This window comes from Bradyrhizobium pachyrhizi, assembly GCF_001189245.1.
GTDB classification, from domain to species: domain Bacteria; phylum Pseudomonadota; class Alphaproteobacteria; order Rhizobiales; family Xanthobacteraceae; genus Bradyrhizobium; species Bradyrhizobium pachyrhizi.
On the sequence record NZ_LFIQ01000092.1, the window covers coordinates 176,136 to 195,147 of the forward strand.

Here is a 19,012-nt window from a genome sequence, read left to right on the forward strand (position 1 = left end):
TTGGAAATGCGGTGACGTCGCGATCTATGTCGAGCGGCTCGGCTTCGACCGGCTCGGACCGGATCGCGCCGGCATCCTGAACGCCATCCCGACGCGGCTGTCGCTGCCGCCGGAGCAGGTCGACCAGCTGATCGCGGGCGGCGCCGACGCGCTGCGCTCGAGCAAGGCCTACCAGCAGTTCCGGCGCGGTCTCTGATCCCACCTCGGGCGACGGCTGCGGGCTGCAAGGGGACCGCAAGGCGGCTTGACTGGCGCGATTGGTTGCGCGAAGCCCAATCCATCCCAGATATCCTTTTATCCGGAAACCGAGATCCATGACCGCATCTGCCGCCCCGCACAAACTGATCAAGAGCGCCACCGGCGATTGGGAGGTCGTGATCGGCATGGAGATCCATGCCCAGGTCACCTCGAACGCGAAGCTGTTCTCCGGCGCATCGACCGCGTTCGGCGGCGAGCCCAATTCCCATGTCTCGCTGGTCGATGCCGCAATGCCGGGCATGTTGCCCGTGATCAATGAGGAGTGCGTCCGCCAGGCGGTGCGCACCGGTCTCGGGCTGAATGCGAAGATCAACCTGCGCTCGGTGTTCGACCGCAAGAACTATTTCTATCCGGACTCGCCGCAGGGCTACCAGATCAGCCAGTACAAGTCGCCGATCGTGGGCGAGGGTGAGGTGTCGCTCGAGCTCGACGGCGGCCGCAGCGTCACGATCGGGATCGAGCGGCTGCACCTGGAGCAGGACGCCGGCAAGTTGCTGCACGATCAGTCGCCGACGATGTCCTATGTCGACCTCAACCGTTGCGGCGTCGCGCTGATGGAGATCGTCTCCAAGCCCGACATCCGCGACGCCGAGCAGGCCAAGGCCTACGTCACCAAGCTGCGCTCGATCCTGCGCTACCTCGGCACCTGCGACGGCGACATGGAGAAGGGCAATTTGCGCGCCGACGTCAACGTCTCGGTGCGCCGTTACGGCGAGACCGCGTTCGGCACCCGCTGCGAAATCAAGAACATGAACTCGGTCAACTTCATCGGCCAGGCGATCGAATACGAGGCACGGCGTCAGATCGAGATCATCGAGGACGGCGGCTCGATCGACCAGGAAACCCGGCTGTTCGACCCGAACAAGGGCGAGACCCGCTCGATGCGCTCCAAGGAAGAGGCGCACGACTACCGGTACTTCCCCGATCCCGATCTGTTGCCGCTCGAGTTCAGCCAGGCCTTCGTCGACGATCTCAAGGCGCAGCTGCCGGAACTGCCGGACGAGAAGAAGTCCCGTTTTATTACGGGCTTCGGCCTGTCGCCCTATGATGCGAGCGTGCTGGTCGCCGAGCGCGAGAGCGCGGAGTTCTACGAAACGGTGCTGTCAGGTCTTGCCGACAAGGCGCGCGACGGCAAGCTCGCCGCCAACTGGGTGATCAACGAACTGTTCGGTCGTCTCAACAAGGAAGGCGTTGAGATCGCAGCCTCGCCGGTGTCGGCGGAGCAGCTCGCCGCGATCGTCGATCTGATCGGCGAGGGAACGATTTCCGGCAAGATCGCCAAGGACTTGTTCGAGATCGTCTGGCGGGAGGGCGGCGATCCGCGCGCGCTCGTCGAGGCGCGCGGCATGAAGCAGGTCACCGACCTCGGCGCGATCGAGAAGGTGGTCGACGACATCATCGCGGCCAATCCCGACAAGGTCGAGCAAGCGAAGGCGAAGCCGCAACTGGTCGGCTGGTTCGTCGGTCAGGTGATGAAGTCGTCAGGCGGCAAGGCGAACCCGCAGGCGGTCAACGACCTCCTGAAGTCGAAGCTCGGCATCTGAACAACAGGACAATGATGTTGTCCTTGGCGCATGATCCAGCCGGATCATGCGCCCTTGCATGCTCCGTTGCCGTCAACTTCGGTGTCGTCGCGCGCGCGTGAACGCGGCGTGATCCTGCCTCACACCCTCCGTTCGTGGCGCGCCGGCGCCATCGGCGCCGAATCGCCGAAGCTGCGATTCGTTCGCGAATCCGCCTCGGCCGACCTCAAACGAGGCAAAAGCCGTCTTTCCCACGAAAATTTTTTCGTTGCCAAAAATTGCGACTCGGCGTCGGCGACGTGCCCCTTTTCGTCTTCGCTCGCGACTCAGCGCAACGACGATCTCGCGTCGATCGCTTCAATGCGAATTCAAGAAAAGCCTACAGCAGAAGGCATTTCCTGCAACGTTGACAAATGCCGATGTCGGCGGCTGTTGCACTTCTTGCATCGTCGCGTGAATGCATCGTCGATTTGAACGGCGCCGCGCGCGGTGCGCGTTGCCACCGCTGCGTCAACACTTCCTTAAGCGGGACACTGTTTTTTTCGGTCTGTTGGTGTATTCGGGAAGTAGTGCATATCGATTCCCGAGTGCACGCAGCGAAGTAGAGCCATCTCACATACTGGAGGGCAACATGGCTAAGAAGGCAAAGAAGGCGAAGAAGGCGAAGAAGGCGAAGAGCGCAGTGAAGAAGACTGCGAAGAAGACCCGCAAGGTCGCCAAGAAGAAGTAAGCCTCTCGCCTCGAGAGGATTGCCGGCGGCTTGACGCCGGCACGTCGCGAGAGCCAGCGGACGGACTGCTGAGAGGCACATCCCACCCCCAAGGCTCTGGCTGACGAAAGAGGGTGTCGGCGAGACATCAGGTCAAACGGCTGGATCGAATTTCGGAGAGGGCAACCTTCCCAAAACCGGTCCGGCAGAAGAAACAGAGATTTCTTCGTTCGGTGCGGAGCCCGCTTGGTTCCGCAATTTCACCGGCGAGAATGCCGAGCTGAAATCTGGTCCTGACGTGTTCGCCGACCCCCTCGTTCCGGCGGCCCGCGCAGTCCGCGCCCGGCAGCCACTTTCCCCATCCCCATTGCGGATCGACGTTGGGCCTGACGGCCTCGCGTTGCTTTGTCTGTGCACCCGACCGCACGCCGCTCCGCGGCTCGTCGATTGGTCGCGCCACCCTCCGTCAATTTCGAAACTGATCGGCCGGTGGGGCCTGCCGTCGCGCGGGGCCAATGTCCGCCATGGTTATCGTTGTCCCAAACACCAGGGTAAACCGGCGTTCACGAATGCAAGGAAGTGCCTGCGGCACAGGTACTTCTGCGATTCCTGGAGGCGCCCTTGGCGACGCCGATTTACATCCCGTTCATCGCGATACTTAAACCGCTCTTCAAATTTGATGGGCCATGATCATCCCAACAAGCCGGCAAACGGCACGCGGTGATCCCAAAGATCGGCGCGGGGCATGATCAAAGATCAGCCCGGGCATGATCAAAGATCAGCCAGGGAATGACAGGGTAGTTTTAACAGTGGACGGGGGCCGCGCTCGGGGGAGGGCGGCCAACAACAAAAAGGGGATTGAGAATGTTTCAGGGGGTCATCGATCAGGAAAGCGCTGTCCCGGTTGCCGCAACGGCGATCCAGGACGTGCTGTTCGAACGCGGCATGTATTGGGCGAGCGGCCGCTCCGGCGTGGTCAACCTCGTCGCGGCGCACAAATGGTTCAACCTGGCGGCGCTCAAGGGACGTACTGACGCGATCGCGCACCGCCGCGAAGTCGCCGAGCAGATGTCCGATGTCGAGATCGCGGCCGCCCAGCGTGAAGCCCGCGCCTGGATGACGACGCACTAAGCCAACCGATATCGATGGGAGCCTCGGCTCCCTCGCTCCACCTAGAACCAGTATCGCGCCGCGTAGACCACCGTCATCAGCGCTCCGGCCACGATGACGAACTGCCGGACGATGTGGGCGGGAAGGATCCTGATCAGGAAGCCTCCGGCAAAGCCGCCGACCATGGCGCCGAGCAGCATCGCCAAGGTCTCCGGCCACCGCACCGCCCCCTGCAAGATAAAGATCAATGTGGCAGCGAGCGACACGCAGGTCGCGAGCAGGTTCTTCAACGCCTTGATCGCCCGGATGTCGTTGGGCTCGGTGATCGACAGCACCGCGGTCAGGATGACGCCGAGACCGGCGCCGAAGAAGCCTCCATAGACGCACGACAATCCCAGGATAGCACCGCTCGCGCCGGTCGAGGGCAGCGCTGCGGCCTTCTCGCGCCCGACGGTCCATCCCTGGATCTGCGGCGCGAAGCCGAACAGCAACGTCGCGAATGCAATCAAGGCCGGTACCGGCAGCAGGAACAGCCGCTCGGGAAGCAGCAACAGCACGCCGGCGCCGACCGCGCCGCCCACCGTGGCGACCGCGACGTAGCTGATCGTGCGCCACGTCGGCGGCGGCAGCTTGCCGCGATCGGCGAGCGCGGCGATCAAATGGCCCGGCGAGATCGCCACCGCATTCGACGCGTTGGCGATGACGGCCGGCAGATCCGCCGCGAGCATCGCCGGAAAGGTAATGAGCGTCGCGCCGCCCGCCAGCGCATTGATGATCCCTCCCGCGACCCCGGCCGCCAGCAGCAGAAGACTTGTCTGGATATCCATTCTTCACCCTCGTGAGGGTGAGCAGGCTAGCGGGCGGCGCTCCGATCGGTCTGGAACATCTGTGACGTCACTTCAGCCGCGCCAATAGACGCCAGGCGTCGTGCCAAAGGTGCGGCGGAACAGTCGGGTGAGGTGGCTCTGGTCGGAAAAGCCCGCATCGGCCGCGACTGCTGCGATCGGCGCGCCGGCGCGCAGCAATTGCCGGGCAAGATTGAGGCGGGCCAGCAGGCGGAAGGTATGTGGCGGGATGCCGAGCTCGCGGCTGACCATGCGGCTGAACCCTTCGCGGCTTCGCCCGAAGCCGGCGGCAATCGCGCCGATCGGCGCGACGCTTTCGGTCAGCGCGATGCCGAGCTTCGTCCTGTCGGTGTACCCGGCGGCGTGGGGCGGCGCGCACGACAGCATGTCGTCGGCGATTTCGCTGACATGCTCAGGCGAGATCTCGTCGACGTTCCGCCAATGCTGCCCGAAACGGTTGATCCGCACCGATGAGCAGACGCGGCCGGCAGGGACATAGGCGTTCAGGCAGACCGTTTCCTCGTCCGACATCGTCATCGGCGCATGCAGCATCCCCGCCGGAATGAGCGCGGCATGGCCGGCAGGCACGGTGACGGTCGCGCCGCCGATGCGAAAGGCGCGCGACCCCGACAGCACCAGCACGATCTGGCTCTCGTCATGAAAGTGCGGCTTGAGGCCAAGCGAGCCGGCGCCGCGCCACGATGCCAGTTCGACGATGCCGTCACTGTCGGTTCGCCGATAAGTCCAGGCATTGGTCATGGCGAGGCGAGTGATCACGGAGGTCTCGAACCGATGGGGTGGTGATCCCCAAGGGTAGCACGGGGATCACCACCGTCATGGGACGTCACCGCTGCGCAACCGAGGCGATCGGCGAGGCCGTGCGCATGGTCGCCATTGCGATGAGGGCGGCGACGAGGTTGGCGGCTGCACTGATCGCCACCGGAATGAAGTAGCTGTGGCTGACGTCGTAGGCGAAACCGGCGGCGCTGGGGCCCAGCAACGTGCCAACCGCGACGCTGGTGTAGAGGATGCCGATGATGCCGCCGACATTGCGGCCGCCGAAATGGTCGGTGACGACAGCGGGCAGGATCGCGACCCAGCCGCCATAGAACAGGCCGAACAGCAGCGCGAAGGCCGTGAGCGACCAGAAGGTGCCGGCGATCGCCCAGATCGCGAGCGAGACGGCCATGCCGAGATACATCGCGACCAGGAATGCATCGCGGCCGACGCGGTCGGCGATGCCGCCGAGGAAGAACCGGCCGGCCGTGCTGCCGACCCCGATCATTCCGAGCAGCAGCACGGCCAGCGTCGGCGCCACCTGATGATCGACCGCAAACGGCACGAGGTGCACGAAGGGCACGAACACGCCGAATGCGCTGATCAGGCAGGCGGCATAGAGCCCGGTGAAGCGCGCGCTCCGTACCGCAGCGCGGATCGCAACACCCTGACGGAGCGGCGCACCCGAAACCGTATCGAGCGGATCGCCGTCCGGTCCGGTGCCGTGGCGGCGCGGATCGTCCGCAATCAGCAGCGATGCACCGATCCCGGCGACGGCGGCGACAACGCCCAGCACGACATAGGCATCGCGCCAGCCGAAGCTCGTGATCAGCCAGGTCGCGAGCGGCGGCATCACCAGTGTGCCGACCCCGATCCCGCTGACGGCGAGGCCCGACGCAAAGCCGCGTCGCCTGACGAACCAGCGCTGCACGGCGCCCAAGGTCGGCACGTAGGCGCAGCCGACGCCGGCGCCGATCCCGATGCTGTAGGCGGCATAGACCTGGAGGATGGTCTGCGCCTGTCCCGCCAGCACCATGCCGAGACCGACCAGCGCCATTCCGAGGCCGGCGAGCCTGCGTGCGCCCCAGCGATCGGCTAGCGGACCGGAGATCACTCCCAGGCCGAAATACAGGAAGCCCGCGAAGGAGAACACCAGCGACACCGAGCCACGCGAGGCGCCGAACTCCCGCTGCAGGGACTCGACGAAGGACGAGAATGTGTAGGCGCTGCCGAAGCCGATCAGCGTCACGACCAAGGCTGCTGCGACGACGTACCAGCCGTAGAACGGCTTGGCTCGTTGATAACCGGCGTGCATGACGGCATTCCTCATGATCGTTCTCCCTGTGCCGCATGGCCACCGGCCTTGCTCGGCGGATAGAGCAGCATCTGCGTGCAGCGGAACAGCGCGATGGTCTTGCCCGTCGCCTCGCTGCGGATCTCGGTGTCCCACACCTGGGTGGTGCGCCCGGCGTGAACGAGGCGCGCCTCGCAGCTCACGCCGCCTTCGCGCGCGGCGCCGATGAAGTTGGTCTTCAACTCTCCGGTGGCGAAGCCAATGGCGCCGTCCGGCAACGACGCGAGGCAGCCGAACCCGCATGCGGTATCGGCCAATGCGACGATGCTTGCGCCGTGCAGCAGCCCGTGCGGCGAGAAGTGTTTTGCGGCAATCTCGAAGCGGCCGCGGATGTGGCCACGTCCGGCTTCGAGCCATTGAAAGCCCAGCAGGCCGGGCAGGCTGCCGGCTTGCGACGCGTTGATGCGGTCGACGAGCGGGCCGGTCTCGCCGCCTGCAGCGATCTCGCGGAGGGCGAGCTTGCTTGCGACCTCAGTCATGGCTTGGCTCCATCAAGAAAACGGAGCCGTCAGAGCGGCAAAGGAGGTTAGAAAATCTAAGTTCCATGGTTCGACTTTCTCGGCGTTGACGCAGCTTTCACCGTCAGATTAAGCTGATAGGGCGCCCCAAACGCCGAGTTAGCAAACCAGATTTGCTGAGCAATTCAGATTAGAAATTCTAAATCATGGAAAGCAGGCTTCCACCCCTGAACGCGCTCAAGGCGTTCGAATCCGCCGCTCGCCATCTCTCGGTGAAGCTCGCGGCCGAGGAGCTATGCGTGACGCCGGGCGCGGTCAGCCAGATGCTCAAGACGCTCGAAGCCGATCTCGGCGTGAAGCTGTTCGAGCGGGTGCCGCGCGGCATCTATCTCACCGACGCCGGCCGCGACTATCTGCCGTCGATCCGCAACGCGTTTCGCCAGATCGCGGATGCCTCGCGCCGCGTCGCGGCATCTGTCGATGTCGGTACGCTGACGGTGAGCGTCACGCCATTCTTTGCGTCGGCCTGGCTGGTGCCGCGCATGGCGTCGTTTCAGAACACGCATCCCGAGATCGATCTGCAGATCGTCACCAGCAACACGGTGGTCGATTTCTCGCGCAGCGGCGTCGACGTCGCGGTGCGCCACGGCCTTGGCCGCTATCCGGGGCTGCGCAGCGACCGCGTCGTCACGGTGGAGATGGTGGCGGTGGCATCGCCGTCGCTGGTTGGGCGCCTCGGCCGGCCGGCATCGCCGGGCGAACTCGCGGGCTGGCCGCAGGTGCATGACGCCGATCGCAAGGGGTGGAGCCTGTGGTTTCAGGCCAACGGCATCGCGGAGGTTCGCACGCCGCGCGGACCCTCGTTCGATGACAGCGGCCTCCTGCTGAAGGCCGTGCTGACCGGGCAGGGCGCGGGCCTGCTGCCGGCCGCGATGGTGGCAAATGAGATCGCGAGCGGCGAACTGGTCCAGCTGCTCGAGACCGCGCATCTGGAGGAGTTCGCCTACTATCTCGTCTGTCCCGACAACCGGCAGTCGCTTCCGAAGATCGCGGCGTTCAGGGAATGGATCCTGGGACCGGAGGCTCAGTCGGCGGCGGAGCACTAAAGCGCGACGAGGTTATGTCAGGTCGAGCAACGGACTCTGCTTCACCTCGCCCCGTGTGCGGGGAGAGGTCGGATCGCATGGAGCGAAGCGCAATGTGATCCGGGTGAGGGGGAATCTCCGCGAGTCTAACTCGAAGTTATTTTGCGGATGCGGCCCCTCACCCCAACCCTCTCCCCGTAAGAATGGGGAGAGGGAGCACAGCGGCAGTGGACGGCTTACCGATAGAACGCGTTGGGCGGCACGCCAAAATGCTTGCGGAACATGGCGGTGAAGGCGCTCTGGCTGGCATAGCCGGCATCGAGCGCGACATCGACCACCCGCGTGCCGCGCGCGAGGCGCTCGAGCGCAAACAGCAGGCGGGCCTGCTGACGCCATTCGCCGAACGTCATGCCGGTTTCCCTGGCGAACAGACGATGGATGGTCTTCGACGTCAGCTTCAGCCTTCGCGCCCATTGCTCGGCGGTTGAGGCATCGTCAGGGCGTGCCAGCAGCGCGGCGCAGATCCGCGCGAGCCTTTCGTCGCGCGGCATCGGCAGGTGCAGGGGCAGCACATCGACTTCGCGCAACTGGTCGAGCAGCACCTGCATCAGGCGCTCGTCGCTGGTTGCGGGCGCATAGTCCAGCGGGACGCGCATCGCGGCGACGAACAATTCGCGCAGCAGCGGCGAGACCGCGAACACGCAGCTGGCCCGCGGCAGATTGGGAGCCGCGTCGGCGTCCACGAACACGGTGCGGATCTTGACCGCGCCGCACATCCGGACCTCGTGCGCGAGATCGGCCACGAGCCACACCGCCCGGTTGGGCGGTACCACCCAGGTGCCTTCAGCGCAGCGCACGACCATCACGCCTTCGATCGCATAGAGCAGCTGGCCGCGCGGATGCGCGTGCAGGCCGGTCGACGCGCCGCTCGGATAGTCGATCTCCATCGCCGCCATCGGCCGCGCCGTGGCGTGATAGTCGAGGTGCCGTGTGATCAGCTCGTCCAACACGTCTTCATCTCGCATGTCCCAATCTCGCTAGGTGAGGTCATTCTAGCGTGAGACGGACGTTGGGGCGACAGGTAGTTGCTGGAGTGTCCTTCACCAACGCGCTGCCGGGTCATGTTCAAGCAGAAAGTCGCACTTCTCTATCCCTTCGTTGCCATCGTGCTGTGGGCGGGCAACGTCATCGTCTCTCGCCTCTCGGCGCACATGATCGGTCCGCAGGCGATCACCTTCTATCGCCTGCTGGTCGCGGTGCTGTTGATGTCTCCGTTCGTGGCGCGCGGCGCCTGGCGCAATCGCCGTGCGGTCTGGCCGCATCTCGGTCCGCTCGCGATCCTCGGCTTCCTTGCGATGTGCCTGTTCCAGAGCCTGTCGTATCTGGCGGCCGAAACCACCACCGCGACCAACATGGCTGTCTTCACCGCGCTGACGCCGCTGTTGACGGTCGCCCTCAGTGCCGCGCTGCTCGGCGAACCGCCGACGCTTGGCATGATCTGCGGCGCTACGCTGTCGTTTGCGGGCCTCGTCTATCTCGTCAGCGGCGGCGACTTGTGGTCGGTGTTGCAGAACGGCGTGCATGCGGGCGACGCGCTGATGCCGCTGGCCGCGATCGTTTATGCGCTGTACGGCGTGCTGCTGAAACGCTGGAATTTGCCGATCACTGGATGGCAATCCACCTACATGCAGGCGCTGTGCGCGCTGGCCGTGATGTTTCCCGCGTTCCTCGCGACGCCGGCGCCGCTGCGTCAGGTCAACGCCGAGACCTTGCCGCTGATCGTGTATGCCGGTGCGCTCGCGTCGGTCGTGCTGCCGTTCCTCTGGATCCGCGGCGTCGCGCAGCTCGGCCCGAACCGCTGCGCGATCTTTATGAATCTCTTGCCGGTGCTGACCGCTGTGGCCGCGATCGTGATGCTCGGCGAGCCGGTGAGGCCATTCCACGTCATCGGCGGCGGCCTCGCGCTGCTCGGTGTCGCCATCGCGCAAGCCCTGCCGCGGCCGCTGAAGACCGCGATCGCTGCGATAACGAAGTGACGGATCGCCGATCTCGCTGTTTTGATCGCATGTGAGAAGCCAGCGCAGAATACAGCGCTACGTTTGGCGATCACCTGTTCGGTGAAACGGAGTGATCGCGATGCGTGTTGCCTTGCGTCTATGCTTGGCTATTTCCTTGGTCTTGGCGTTGCCGCTTGTGGTGCTGTGGAGCTCGGTTGCCGGCGCCGCAACGGCGCATCATCGTCGCGTGCGACAGCACCTCATCATCCGTCCAAGTGAACAGGTCGTCCCTCCGGACCGGTACGTATATCCGGGCTTTGGCCCGATCCCGCCCGGCGAGAACCGAAACCTCGATCCATCCACCCGCGGCAGCGGCTGACGTCGTCGCCGCCGCACTGATGCTTCATCGCATCGATCGCTCTGCCCGCGTGCAAGGAGCTGGTCAAAGACCGAGCTATGCTGCGTCGGTCACCATCTTGTGCTGAGAGCTCTCGGCTACACGCTTTTTGAGGGTGGCAATCGTTCCCTTGAGATTGGCGTGCCGCTCATTGAGCGACCTTGCCAAAATCGGATACCTCGCGTCCGATCGGTCATGAATTCCCACGCGCGCTTCTTCGGTCGCGATGTCGGCTTCGATCTGCTGGCAGGCCAGGATCAGATCAGACAGCATCTTGCTGACCGTCGACTCGCGCCCGCCACGTCCGCGACCTGTCTCAAAACGATGATGCATGTTCATTGCGTGCTCCGAATGTCTGAGTTCGGCACACCGAGAACAGCTGGCACCGAACTATTCACGGATACATCGCAAGTTCCCTGCCAGTTGGGGGTCCGTAAGAATACTGTCGGGGCGGTGCGGCGCGGCGTATGCCCGCCGGGTGGGGACAGTCTGATGGCGCGGACTATTCTCGCCGCCACGCCGGAACGCAGGCACCTAGCGTGACGCGCTCGTAGTCTCGCGCGGCGTCCTGATCTCCAGCCTGTTCGGCAAACCTAACCGCTGCTTCCATGTCTTGAGCGGCGGACGCGCTATCGCAGAATTGGCTGCGAATTTCAGCCCGGTATCGATATGCCCTGTAGTTCATCGGGTTGTACTGAAGCGCAAGGTTGTAGCTGTTTTGCTCCTCAGTGGCGCCGCGGCGGGCTTCATCCGACTGACTGCCGAAATTGGTTTGGCGATTGAGCGCCTGGAGTGTCCCGAGCTCCGTGTAACGCAGAGACATGGCGCCGAAACTGGCAGGAAGTGCATCACCCGACGAAGAAGGTTGCCTCGCCGAGGTGCGTTCAATTTCGATCTTCTTGTACTTGATGGCGTTGCTGTAGTCCCGCAAGCTTTGGAAAGTGCTCGATATTTCGCCGGTGATTGAGGCAAGATAAGCGGTCGAGAGGCGTCGATCGCTCAGCAGGTTGAGACACGCCCGTATCTTTGCCTGCGCAGGCAAGACGTCGCGGCATTCCTTGTCAACCACACGCCACTCGTCCCGCGAATGCAGTGTCGGCGGCGTCTGCGCAGCAGGCAGAACGAGAACCAGCGAGAAACAGATCGCTAACCTGAGACCGCGACTTGGACCATCCATCTATTTCTTCGCCTTCAGCTCGATCTCGACCGGCCGGCGGATTCTTCGTGCGGGCGCCTTGATCATTTGATGCCAAATAATCAAGCCGAGGGAAAGCTGACGCGGTTCATAGGTGGACCTAAAAGTGAGGCCGTTCGTGACTGGGAAAGACCGAACGGCCCCAGCCGGCCCGTAGTGCCAAAATGGAAGAAATAGGCCGGCGCTCCAGCTACGGAGTCGCCGGGCAGATGGTTTCACCAGTGCCAATTGCCATCGCTACCGTACGCCCCCCGATGCGGCCGCTTGCTATGAACGGGCAGGGTCGGCTTGACGGCAGGTCGTCAGGACAAACGCCGCCTTGCTGCATTGCCACTCGCTGCCGAGCGCAGCGCTCGAGACGGGCCGCGGGGCAGCAACGATCGCCAGCACAACAACAATGCAAGCCAGCGAAGTTGCGACCACGAGCCTGCCTGCCTTGGATGAGAAGCGATGCCGTAACCAGGGACCTAAGTCGGCGGATCGGCGAAGCTGGGCGTTACGCAGAACCTGGTCGGTATCCTGGAATTGGATGCCACTGTCTTGCTGCATGGCTTTACCCCGGAAATGCTCAGGTGAAATAAACAATGCGGGGATGGTGGGCGCGGTTTGTTGCGCGCTCGCTTCGCGGCGCCGGGAATGATGTTTCGTTCACGCGGAGGTGACAACCGGTCCAGGCCCGGGGCCGATGCCGGCATTTCTCTGCGATGACCCCTTAGGACCACCGCTCATTGGTCGCTGGCCGGCTCGATAGGCCGCTCCCGGATCGTCCGCCCGGCCGGGCAACCGACTGGATCTGATCGAATCCCCAAAAAGTACGCCGCCGGTCTCAAAAATACACGCCCGGCGGCGTTTCCTTCCTGAACTGGGACACTGAAATCCCCAGCACGGTCAAAGTGCAGACACTATGCCATCGCGGTCCCGGGCGGGCGGCTAAGTACCCATGTCGCGTCGCTGGATTGCTTGACCTAGATCAAGCCCAACTACCGAAAAACAGCCTCGCATGTGCTCCCCTGTAATTTCCAATTGGAGGGTAGCATGGCAGTAGTCGTGCAGTACGTGGTCAAGCCGAATCCAGGCGGTGACCTCGCAGGAATACTCGAATTGGCAAAGGAGAGTGCCGGGCTTTGGCGCAAGCATGGTGGCAAACCAAGGTTCTGGTCTGTCGCCGTCGGTGAAGCCGGCAATTTCGTTTTCTCAGTAAATTTCGAGACGTTTTCGGCTTATGGCGCGGCGGTTGATAAACTAAACGCCGATCCAGCTTTCCAGACCTGGCAAGCGAAGAGATTGAAAGCGGGTTTGACCACCCTTGTGCGCGCGAACATGGCGATCGAGATTGAACTTTGAGGGAGCGTTGCGCAGCACGCCAAGAGTACGCCGCCGGGCTCTAAATGGCATTGTCCCGGCGGCGCCTGTTTATCCAGCCTTGGTCATATTTGCAGTAACGGTCGAACTGATCGCCGTCTCAAGTTTCGGAAAATCGGCGCGATTCTGCAGGAAGACCGTGCTCTCGCACGAGGCTGTCACCCATGTCTCCGGGCTGGACATTAGCCGGCTGGCGGAGAGGGAGGGATTCGAACCCTCGATACAGCTTGAGACCGTATGACGCTTTAGCAAAGCGTTGCCTTCAGCCACTCGGCCACCTCTCCAATGGCGCCGATATGCCCGAGTGGGCGCTGAGCCGCAAGCGGCAGATTCAGATTGCGCCAAGGTGATTTGAGGGCAGCTCGGCCGCCGGCCGTCCCCAAGCCTTTATATACCGCGCCGATCGGCAAGTGCCGAAGCGCGCGGATACCTAAAATGCAAGATATAACAATAGATTAGCGTGATTTTTGGTCGGGGCTGGAAGCCGCGGTCGCCCAGCCTGTTGAAAACCGGCAGCGCCGGTTCATTCCACGCTGGCGCCGCGGCGTAAATCGGCCTCGATCTGCAATTTGGTGCCGCCGCCGAACCGGGCGCGATAGACCTGCAGGTTTTCCATGATCCGCTGGACGTAGTTCCGCGTCTCCGAGAACGGAATCAGCTCGACCCAGTCGACCGCGTCGATCTTGGGATCGCGCGGATCGCCGTAGCGCTCGATCCACTTCCGCACGCTGCCGCGGCCGGCATTGTAGGCGGCGAAGGTCAGGATGTAGGAGCCGCGATAATCCTCGAGCAGGCCGCCGAGCTCGGCGGCGCCGAGCATCGCGTTGTAGACCGGATCGGTCTTCATCCGGTTGAGGTCGAAGCCGATGCCGGCGCGCTTGCAGACGTAGCGTCCGGCGTCCGGCGTCACCTGCATCAGGCCGTAGGCCTGGGCCGGTGACACCACCGCAGGATTGAACGCGCTCTCCTGGCGCGCGATCGCGTAGACGACGCTCTGCTCGACCTCCGGTCCGACCTGGCGGAACGAGGGGATGCCGTTCACCGGGTAGGCGTAGTGGTCGAACGGCAGTCCGCGGTTGAGCGCGGCCTTGCCCATCAGCAGCATGCCGCGGGCATCGCCGTGGCGCGCGGTGAGCTCGCCGAGGCCGGCGAGGGCCTCCGGATCGCCATTGTCGCCCATGTCGCCGAAGATCGGGATCGCGAGCTCGCGCGCGTCGATTTCGTAGAGCAGCGCCACCGCGCGCACGATCTCCAGCCGCTCGGCGCCGCGGCCGCGCGGCGCGCTGTTCAGCTCGATCTGCGGCAGGCCGAGCTTGGCGCGCGCGAGTTGGCCGTAATAGCTGGTCGACTGCTCGGCCGCGCGTCCGTAAGCGGCGCGCGCCTCCTGGCCGCGGCCGGCGGCCTCCGCGGCGCGGCCCTGCCAATAGCCGGCACGCGCCAGCGCGGTCGGGTTGGCGCTGCCGACGCCGATCCGCGCGAAATGCTGGGCGGCGAGGGCGGGATCGTTGAGGAAGCGCAGCGCGATCCAGCCCGAGGTGAATTCCTGCTCGGTCTTGTAGATGTCGCGGGCCGGCAGCGCCGCGTCGCGCGCGATCAGATAGGCGGTGCGAAACTCGTTGGTGTCGATCATCTTGCGCGCCAGCAGCCGGCGCTCGATCCACCATTCGTCGACATTGTAGAGGCGGGAGGCTTCCTTCGGTGCGCTCAGCATCAGCCGCGCGGCCTCGGCGAATTTCTCCTCGCGGCGGAGCAACTGAATCTTCGCGAACAAGTAGCCAGTGTCACCGGAGAGCTCGCTCGGCACGGCTTCCAGCAGCGCGCGCAGGTTCGAACCCTTGCGGGTGGCGGCGATGCGTGCCTTCGCGAGCGCCACGTAGCCGGAGCCAAGGCGCTTGGCTTCGCGCATGCCGGCGGCCTCGTTGTCCGTGCCGTACAGCATGGTGTCCATGCGTGCCTTGTGGTCGCCGGCAGTCAGGAAGGAGCCGAACAGCTCAAGCGCGGTGTTTTCGGTGTCCTCGCTCATCCCGTCGTTGCGCCAGGCCTCGCGGACCAGGCGCTCGGCATTGCCGCGGTCGCCGCGTCCGATCATGACCTTGGCGAGCGCGAGCCGGCCCTTGGCCGAGACCGGCGATTCATTCTGGAACCAGGCCCAGACCGCGGAGTCGTCGCGGCGGTCGTCCCACAACGAGGCCTCGATGCGGCGACGCAGGAAGGTCTGCGACGGCCAGCTCGGATTGGCATCGAGGAAGGCGCGGTAGCGCTCGACCGAGGCGCCGTTGTCCTCGCTGCGCAGGATCAGCCATTCGGCAAGCTTGCGCGCGACCGGATCGGAGATCGAGGCCTCGGCCTCGGTGGCGTCCGCCGGCTTGCGCTTGCGCAGCAGCTCGATGACGCTTGCAAGTGCTTCCTTGTCCGAGTGCGACGTCGAGGATGTTGCGGCCACGGCCGCAGGCAGCACCGGCTTGCGCGCAATCGGTGCGGCATGCTGGCGCGTTGCCGGAGCCAGTGCGGGCGCGGGTACCGACCTGTTCGATACAGTTCCGGTTGCAACCGGAGCGGCGGGCTTTGACGCGGTGGTCTTGGCCGCGGTGGTCTTGGCCGCGGTGGTCTTGGACGTGGTGTCCTTGGATTCCGGGCTCTTCGGAGCCGTTGGCTTGTGAGCTTCGGTCTTGGCAGGAGCGGCCTTGGCCCCGTCCGTCTTGACCGCGCCGGGCTTGGGCGACGTTGTCTTGTGAGCCTCGGTTTTGTGAGTGTCAGTCTTTTCAGCGTTGGTCTTGGCAGCGCTGGTCTTGGCTCCGTCAGTCTTGGCAGCGTCAGTCTTGGCAGCGTCAGTCTTGGCAGCGTCAGTCTTGGCGGCGCCGGGTTTGGTTGTCGCTGGCTTTGAAGCCGCAGCCTTCGGAGCCGTGGACTTCGCCGCGGTCTTGGGAGGAGCAGGTTTGGAAGCCGTGTCTTGGGCAGCCGGCTTTGCGGTTGGAGCATCCTCGGCGGCCCAGGCATCGGCCGTGATGGCGGCAAGGCCGACAACGAGCGCCAGGCTCGTCGCCAGCGCCGTCGACCGCAATGTGCCTGCACGAACGGAACGGATCACAGAAGTCCTCTGCGGCCCCGAATCATCTGGTCGTTTGGGCCATGGGTTCTTATTTGATTGAAAACGTACACAAAATACTAAGAAGCCTGCCGGTGCGGCTGTTTGCGCCAGCACAACGGCAAAATCGCGGCTGGAAACGATTTCGCGCGCCGCAGATTACCGTTGGGAATAGGTACGGTACGGCCCTTTCGCCTGTCGGCCAGACCCGATATGAATTGCCTTTCATGGCGTTTCGCAACAACCGGGTGCCGGTCGCACGGACGTGAAGCGCGCCAACAGCAAAGGTCCGTCGACCTAGCCTTTAGCCTGAAGCGTTTGGAGGAAGTCCATGGCAGCCAAGACAAAATTCCGGGGATCATTCACTGCCTTGGTGACGCCCTTCAAGAACGGCTCGGTGGACGAAGCCGTCTTCCGCAGCCTCGTGAACTGGCAGATCGCCGAGGGGACGCATGGCCTGGTGCCAGTCGGCACCACAGGCGAGAGCCCGACGCTGAGCCACGACGAGCACAAGCGGGTGGTCGAGTGGTGCATCGAGGAGGCCAAGGGCCGGGTGCCGGTGATCGCCGGCGCCGGCTCGAATTCGACCAAGGAGGCGATCGAGCTCGCCGAGCACGCCGAGAAGGCCGGCGCCACCGCGGTGCTGGTCGTGACGCCGTACTACAACAAGCCGACCCAGGAAGGCATGTACCAGCACTTCAAGGCGATCAACGATGCGATCGGCATTCCGATCATCATCTACAACATCCCGCCGCGCTCGGTGATCGACATGTCGGTCGACACCATGAAGCGGCTGTTCGAGCTGAAGAACATCGCCGGCGTCAAGGACGCCACCGCGAGCATGGTGCGGGTCTCGCAGCAGCGCGCCGCGATGGGCGAGGATTTCAACCAGCTCTCCGGCGAGGACGCCACCATCATCGGCTACATGGCCCATGGCGGCCATGGCTGCATCTCGGTGACTTCGAACGTCGCGCCGCGGCTGTGCTCGGAGTTCCAGACCGCCTGGCAGAAGGGCGACGTCACCACGGCACTGAAGATCCATGACAAGCTGATGCCGCTGCACACCAACCTGTTCATCGAAAGCAATCCGGCGCCGGTGAAGTACGCGATGTCGCTGCTCGGCAAGCTGGACGAGAAGCTGCGCCTGCCGATGGTGCCGGTCACCGAAGCGACCCGCCAGGCGGTCCGCAGCGCCATGGTCCATGCCGGCCTGATCAACTGAGCCGGACCGCGACCGCCGTGAACGGTGCCGTGCGCAATGTCGAGCAGAAGGGGATGGGCATGCTGAAGGAATTCCGCGAGTTCGCCATGAAGGGCAATGTCGTCGACCTCGCCGTCGGCGTCATCATCGGTGCGGCCTTCGGCGCGATCGTCACCTCGCTGGTCGGCGACGTCATCATGCCGATCATCGGCGCGATCACGGGCGGTCTCGACTTTTCCAACTATTTCACCGGGCTTTCCAAGGCCGTCACCGCAACCAACCTCGCCGACGCCAAGAAGCAGGGCGCGGTGCTGGCCTGGGGAAACTTCCTGACGCTGACGCTCAACTTCCTGATCGTCGCCTTCGTGCTGTTCATCGTCATCCGCGCCATGAACCAGTTCAAGCGCAAGGAAGAGGTCAAGCCTGCCGAGCCGCCGAAGCCGTCCGCCGAGGTCGTGCTGCTGACGGAAATCCGCGACCTCCTCAAGAAGAGCTAAAGTGGCCGAGAAGAACGAACGTCCCATCAAGGTCGTTGCCGAGAACCGCAAGGCCCGCTTCAACTACGCGATCGAGGACACGATCGAGGCCGGCATTTCGCTGACCGGCACCGAGGTGAAATCGATCCGCAGCGGCAAGAGCACAATCGCGGAATCCTATGCGGATTCCAAGGACGGCGAGCTGTGGCTGATCAACGCCAATATCCCTGAGTATCTGCAGGCCAACCGCTTCAACCACGAGCCGAAGCGGCCGCGGAAGCTGCTGCTGCATCGCAAGCAGATCAACAAGCTGCTCGGAGCGGTCGACCGCGAGGGCATGACGCTCATTCCGCTGAAGCTGTACTTCAACGAGCGCGGCCGTGCCAAACTGCTGCTGGCAGTCGCCAAGGGCAAGAAGCTGCACGACAAGCGCGAGACCGTGAAGAAGCGTGACTGGGGCCGCGAGAAGGGCCGCCTGATGCGGGCGCGCGGGTAGGGCGGTTGATTTGTCGTCATTGCGAGCGAAGCGACGCAATCGCTCCTCGCGATGACGGTGGATGGAGATTTGGGCCATGAGCCAATCGAGCCTTACCGATGTCGACTGGAGCAAGATCCCGGCGCCCACGGATGACGGCGGCGCGGCGCATCTGACCGGCATGACGATCCCGCCGGTCAGGCTGCGCGCCACCGACGACACCGCGGTGGCGCTGTCGGCACTTGCGGGCCGCACCGTGGTGTTCGCCTATCCGCGAACCGGCGAGCCCGGCAAGATCGGGCTGGTCGACGATTGGGACATGATCCCGGGCGCCCGCGGCTGCACGCCGCAGACCTGCGCGTTCCGCGACCTGTTCGCCGAGCTGAAGGCGGCCGGTGCTGCCCAGGTGTTCGGGCTGTCGACGCAAAGCAACGCGTACCAGACCGAGATGGCCTCGCGGCTGCATCTGCCGTTCCCGGTGCTGTCCGACGAAGCGCTGGAACTGACGCACACGCTGAAGTTGCCGACGATGTTGGTGGCGGGGCTGACCCTGATCAAGCGGCTCGCGCTGGTCATCGACGACGCGCGCATCAGCCACGTGTTCTATCCGGTGTTCCCGCCCGACCGGAACGCCGGAGACGTGCTGGAATGGCTGAAGGCCAATCCGTGGACGAACTAGGCGTTGTGGACTCTAGGGATTCCCTT

Annotated in this window: 18 protein-coding genes, 1 tRNA gene and 1 pseudogene; 11 read left to right on the forward strand and 9 right to left on the reverse strand. The window is 64.1% G+C overall.

Translation table 11 applies throughout. The features are described from left to right. The 4 genes and pseudogenes from AKL29_RS45420 to AKL29_RS23465 all read left to right on the forward strand — a co-directional run. A pseudogene (locus AKL29_RS45420) lies at positions 1 to 196 on the forward strand (patatin-like phospholipase family protein); the annotation flags it as partial. 118 nt (positions 197 to 314) lie between these two features. Further along, positions 315 to 1,802, forward strand: coding sequence for an Asp-tRNA(Asn)/Glu-tRNA(Gln) amidotransferase subunit GatB (gene gatB, locus AKL29_RS23455; protein WP_028333823.1), 1,488 nt, complete (start codon positions 315 to 317; stop codon positions 1,800 to 1,802). Between the two features lie 30 nt (positions 1,803 to 1,832). Beyond that, on the forward strand, positions 1,833 to 2,255 hold the full coding sequence (locus AKL29_RS23460) for a hypothetical protein (protein ID WP_028333824.1): 423 nt from the start codon (positions 1,833 to 1,835) through the stop codon (positions 2,253 to 2,255). 1,099 nt (positions 2,256 to 3,354) lie between these two features. Beyond that, positions 3,355 to 3,621 carry a hypothetical protein gene (locus AKL29_RS23465; protein ID WP_021078341.1) on the forward strand — a complete coding sequence of 89 codons (267 nt, stop codon included), beginning with the start codon at positions 3,355 to 3,357 and terminating at the stop codon, positions 3,619 to 3,621. A 41-nt stretch (positions 3,622 to 3,662) separates the two neighbouring features. Here AKL29_RS23465 and AKL29_RS23470 read toward each other — a convergent pair whose 3' ends face one another. The 4 genes from AKL29_RS23470 to AKL29_RS23485 all read right to left on the reverse strand — a co-directional run bounded on the left by AKL29_RS23470 (position 3,663) and on the right by AKL29_RS23485 (position 7,055). Beyond that, the gene (locus tag AKL29_RS23470; protein ID WP_050385791.1) at positions 3,663 to 4,427 is read right to left on the reverse strand and encodes a sulfite exporter TauE/SafE family protein; all 765 of its coding nucleotides are present in this window, start codon (positions 4,425 to 4,427) and stop codon (positions 3,663 to 3,665) included. A gap of 72 nt (positions 4,428 to 4,499) precedes the next feature. Next, positions 4,500 to 5,222, reverse strand: coding sequence for an AraC family transcriptional regulator (locus AKL29_RS23475; RefSeq protein ID WP_028333825.1), 723 nt, complete (start codon positions 5,220 to 5,222; stop codon positions 4,500 to 4,502). Between the two features lie 67 nt (positions 5,223 to 5,289). Next, positions 5,290 to 6,552, reverse strand: a complete 1,263-nt coding sequence (locus AKL29_RS23480) for an MFS transporter (protein WP_082190673.1) — start codon at positions 6,550 to 6,552, stop codon at positions 5,290 to 5,292. Beyond that, positions 6,549 to 7,055 (reverse strand): PaaI family thioesterase, encoded by a 507-nt coding sequence (locus tag AKL29_RS23485; RefSeq protein WP_050385793.1) that lies wholly within the window; start codon positions 7,053 to 7,055, stop codon positions 6,549 to 6,551. The genes AKL29_RS23480 and AKL29_RS23485 overlap by 4 nt, the downstream gene beginning before the upstream one ends. Positions 7,056 to 7,240: 185 nt before the next feature. Here AKL29_RS23485 and gcvA point away from each other — a divergent pair, with 185 nt between their 5' ends. Further along, the gene (gcvA, locus tag AKL29_RS23490) at positions 7,241 to 8,140 is read left to right on the forward strand and encodes a transcriptional regulator GcvA (RefSeq protein ID WP_050385794.1); all 900 of its coding nucleotides are present in this window, start codon (positions 7,241 to 7,243) and stop codon (positions 8,138 to 8,140) included. A gap of 215 nt (positions 8,141 to 8,355) precedes the next feature. Here the strand turns inward: gcvA and AKL29_RS23495 are convergent, their stop codons facing one another. Next, complete coding sequence (locus AKL29_RS23495; protein ID WP_038377415.1) at positions 8,356 to 9,144, reverse strand: AraC family transcriptional regulator; 789 nt, start codon at positions 9,142 to 9,144, stop codon at positions 8,356 to 8,358. A 96-nt stretch (positions 9,145 to 9,240) separates the two neighbouring features. Here AKL29_RS23495 and AKL29_RS23500 point away from each other — a divergent pair, with 96 nt between their 5' ends. Continuing rightward, entirely contained in the window at positions 9,241 to 10,155 is a 915-nt protein-coding gene (locus tag AKL29_RS23500) for a DMT family transporter (protein ID WP_050385795.1), read from the forward strand. 415 nt (positions 10,156 to 10,570) lie between these two features. Here the strand turns inward: AKL29_RS23500 and AKL29_RS23505 are convergent, their stop codons facing one another. Both AKL29_RS23505 and AKL29_RS23510 read right to left on the reverse strand, forming a co-directional pair. Continuing rightward, entirely contained in the window at positions 10,571 to 10,852 is a 282-nt protein-coding gene (locus tag AKL29_RS23505; RefSeq protein ID WP_028333831.1) for a hypothetical protein, read from the reverse strand. Between the two features lie 163 nt (positions 10,853 to 11,015). Further along, on the reverse strand, positions 11,016 to 11,582 hold the full coding sequence (locus AKL29_RS23510) for a hypothetical protein (protein WP_244482332.1): 567 nt from the start codon (positions 11,580 to 11,582) through the stop codon (positions 11,016 to 11,018). Between the two features lie 1,161 nt (positions 11,583 to 12,743). Between AKL29_RS23510 and AKL29_RS23520 the strand changes: the two genes are divergently transcribed. After that, positions 12,744 to 13,052, forward strand: coding sequence for a hypothetical protein (locus AKL29_RS23520; RefSeq protein WP_157340985.1), 309 nt, complete (start codon positions 12,744 to 12,746; stop codon positions 13,050 to 13,052). A gap of 209 nt (positions 13,053 to 13,261) precedes the next feature. On the opposite strand, the gene AKL29_RS23525 is transcribed toward AKL29_RS23520, so the two are convergent. Together AKL29_RS23525 and AKL29_RS23530 are read right to left on the reverse strand one after the other, a co-directional pair. Next, positions 13,262 to 13,354, reverse strand: a tRNA-Ser gene (locus AKL29_RS23525). Positions 13,355 to 13,593: 239 nt separating this feature from the next. Then, positions 13,594 to 16,077 (reverse strand): transglycosylase SLT domain-containing protein, encoded by a 2,484-nt coding sequence (locus AKL29_RS23530; protein ID WP_430648889.1) that lies wholly within the window; start codon positions 16,075 to 16,077, stop codon positions 13,594 to 13,596. Between the two features lie 409 nt (positions 16,078 to 16,486). On the opposite strand from AKL29_RS23530, the gene dapA reads away from it, so the two are divergent. The 4 genes from dapA (at position 16,487) to AKL29_RS23550 (ending at position 18,986) form a co-directional block, all read left to right on the forward strand. After that, positions 16,487 to 17,377, forward strand: a complete 891-nt coding sequence (gene dapA / locus AKL29_RS23535) for a 4-hydroxy-tetrahydrodipicolinate synthase (RefSeq protein ID WP_050385799.1) — start codon at positions 16,487 to 16,489, stop codon at positions 17,375 to 17,377. Positions 17,378 to 17,436: 59 nt separating this feature from the next. After that, a complete protein-coding gene (gene mscL, locus AKL29_RS23540) occupies positions 17,437 to 17,853 on the forward strand; it encodes a large conductance mechanosensitive channel protein MscL (protein WP_028333836.1) in 417 nt (138 codons plus the stop codon). A 1-nt stretch (position 17,854) separates the two neighbouring features. Next, the gene (gene smpB / locus AKL29_RS23545) at positions 17,855 to 18,328 is read left to right on the forward strand and encodes an SsrA-binding protein SmpB (protein WP_050385800.1); all 474 of its coding nucleotides are present in this window, start codon (positions 17,855 to 17,857) and stop codon (positions 18,326 to 18,328) included. Positions 18,329 to 18,404: 76 nt separating this feature from the next. Continuing rightward, entirely contained in the window at positions 18,405 to 18,986 is a 582-nt protein-coding gene (locus AKL29_RS23550; RefSeq protein ID WP_028333837.1) for a peroxiredoxin, read from the forward strand. Positions 18,987 to 19,012 lie beyond the last annotated feature (26 nt).

Coding starts and splice junctions, on each gene's coding strand:
- AKL29_RS23550 (WP_028333837.1), top strand. CDS start 18,405: ATGAGCCAATCGAGCCTTACCGATGTCGACTGGAGCAAGATCCCGGCG.
- AKL29_RS23500 (WP_050385795.1), top strand. CDS start 9,241: ATGTTCAAGCAGAAAGTCGCACTTCTCTATCCCTTCGTTGCCATCGTG.
- AKL29_RS23480 (WP_082190673.1), bottom strand. CDS start 6,552: ATGAGGAATGCCGTCATGCACGCCGGTTATCAACGAGCCAAGCCGTTC.
- AKL29_RS23520 (WP_157340985.1), top strand. CDS start 12,744: ATGGCAGTAGTCGTGCAGTACGTGGTCAAGCCGAATCCAGGCGGTGAC.
- AKL29_RS23470 (WP_050385791.1), bottom strand. CDS start 4,427: ATGGATATCCAGACAAGTCTTCTGCTGCTGGCGGCCGGGGTCGCGGGA.
- mscL (WP_028333836.1), top strand. CDS start 17,437: ATGCTGAAGGAATTCCGCGAGTTCGCCATGAAGGGCAATGTCGTCGAC.
- AKL29_RS23485 (WP_050385793.1), bottom strand. CDS start 7,055: ATGACTGAGGTCGCAAGCAAGCTCGCCCTCCGCGAGATCGCTGCAGGC.
- gatB (WP_028333823.1), top strand. CDS start 315: ATGACCGCATCTGCCGCCCCGCACAAACTGATCAAGAGCGCCACCGGC.
- gcvA (WP_050385794.1), top strand. CDS start 7,241: ATGGAAAGCAGGCTTCCACCCCTGAACGCGCTCAAGGCGTTCGAATCC.
- AKL29_RS23495 (WP_038377415.1), bottom strand. CDS start 9,144: ATGCGAGATGAAGACGTGTTGGACGAGCTGATCACACGGCACCTCGAC.
- AKL29_RS23505 (WP_028333831.1), bottom strand. CDS start 10,852: ATGAACATGCATCATCGTTTTGAGACAGGTCGCGGACGTGGCGGGCGC.
- AKL29_RS23460 (WP_028333824.1), top strand. CDS start 1,833: ATGATCCAGCCGGATCATGCGCCCTTGCATGCTCCGTTGCCGTCAACT.
- AKL29_RS23465 (WP_021078341.1), top strand. CDS start 3,355: ATGTTTCAGGGGGTCATCGATCAGGAAAGCGCTGTCCCGGTTGCCGCA.
- dapA (WP_050385799.1), top strand. CDS start 16,487: ATGGCAGCCAAGACAAAATTCCGGGGATCATTCACTGCCTTGGTGACG.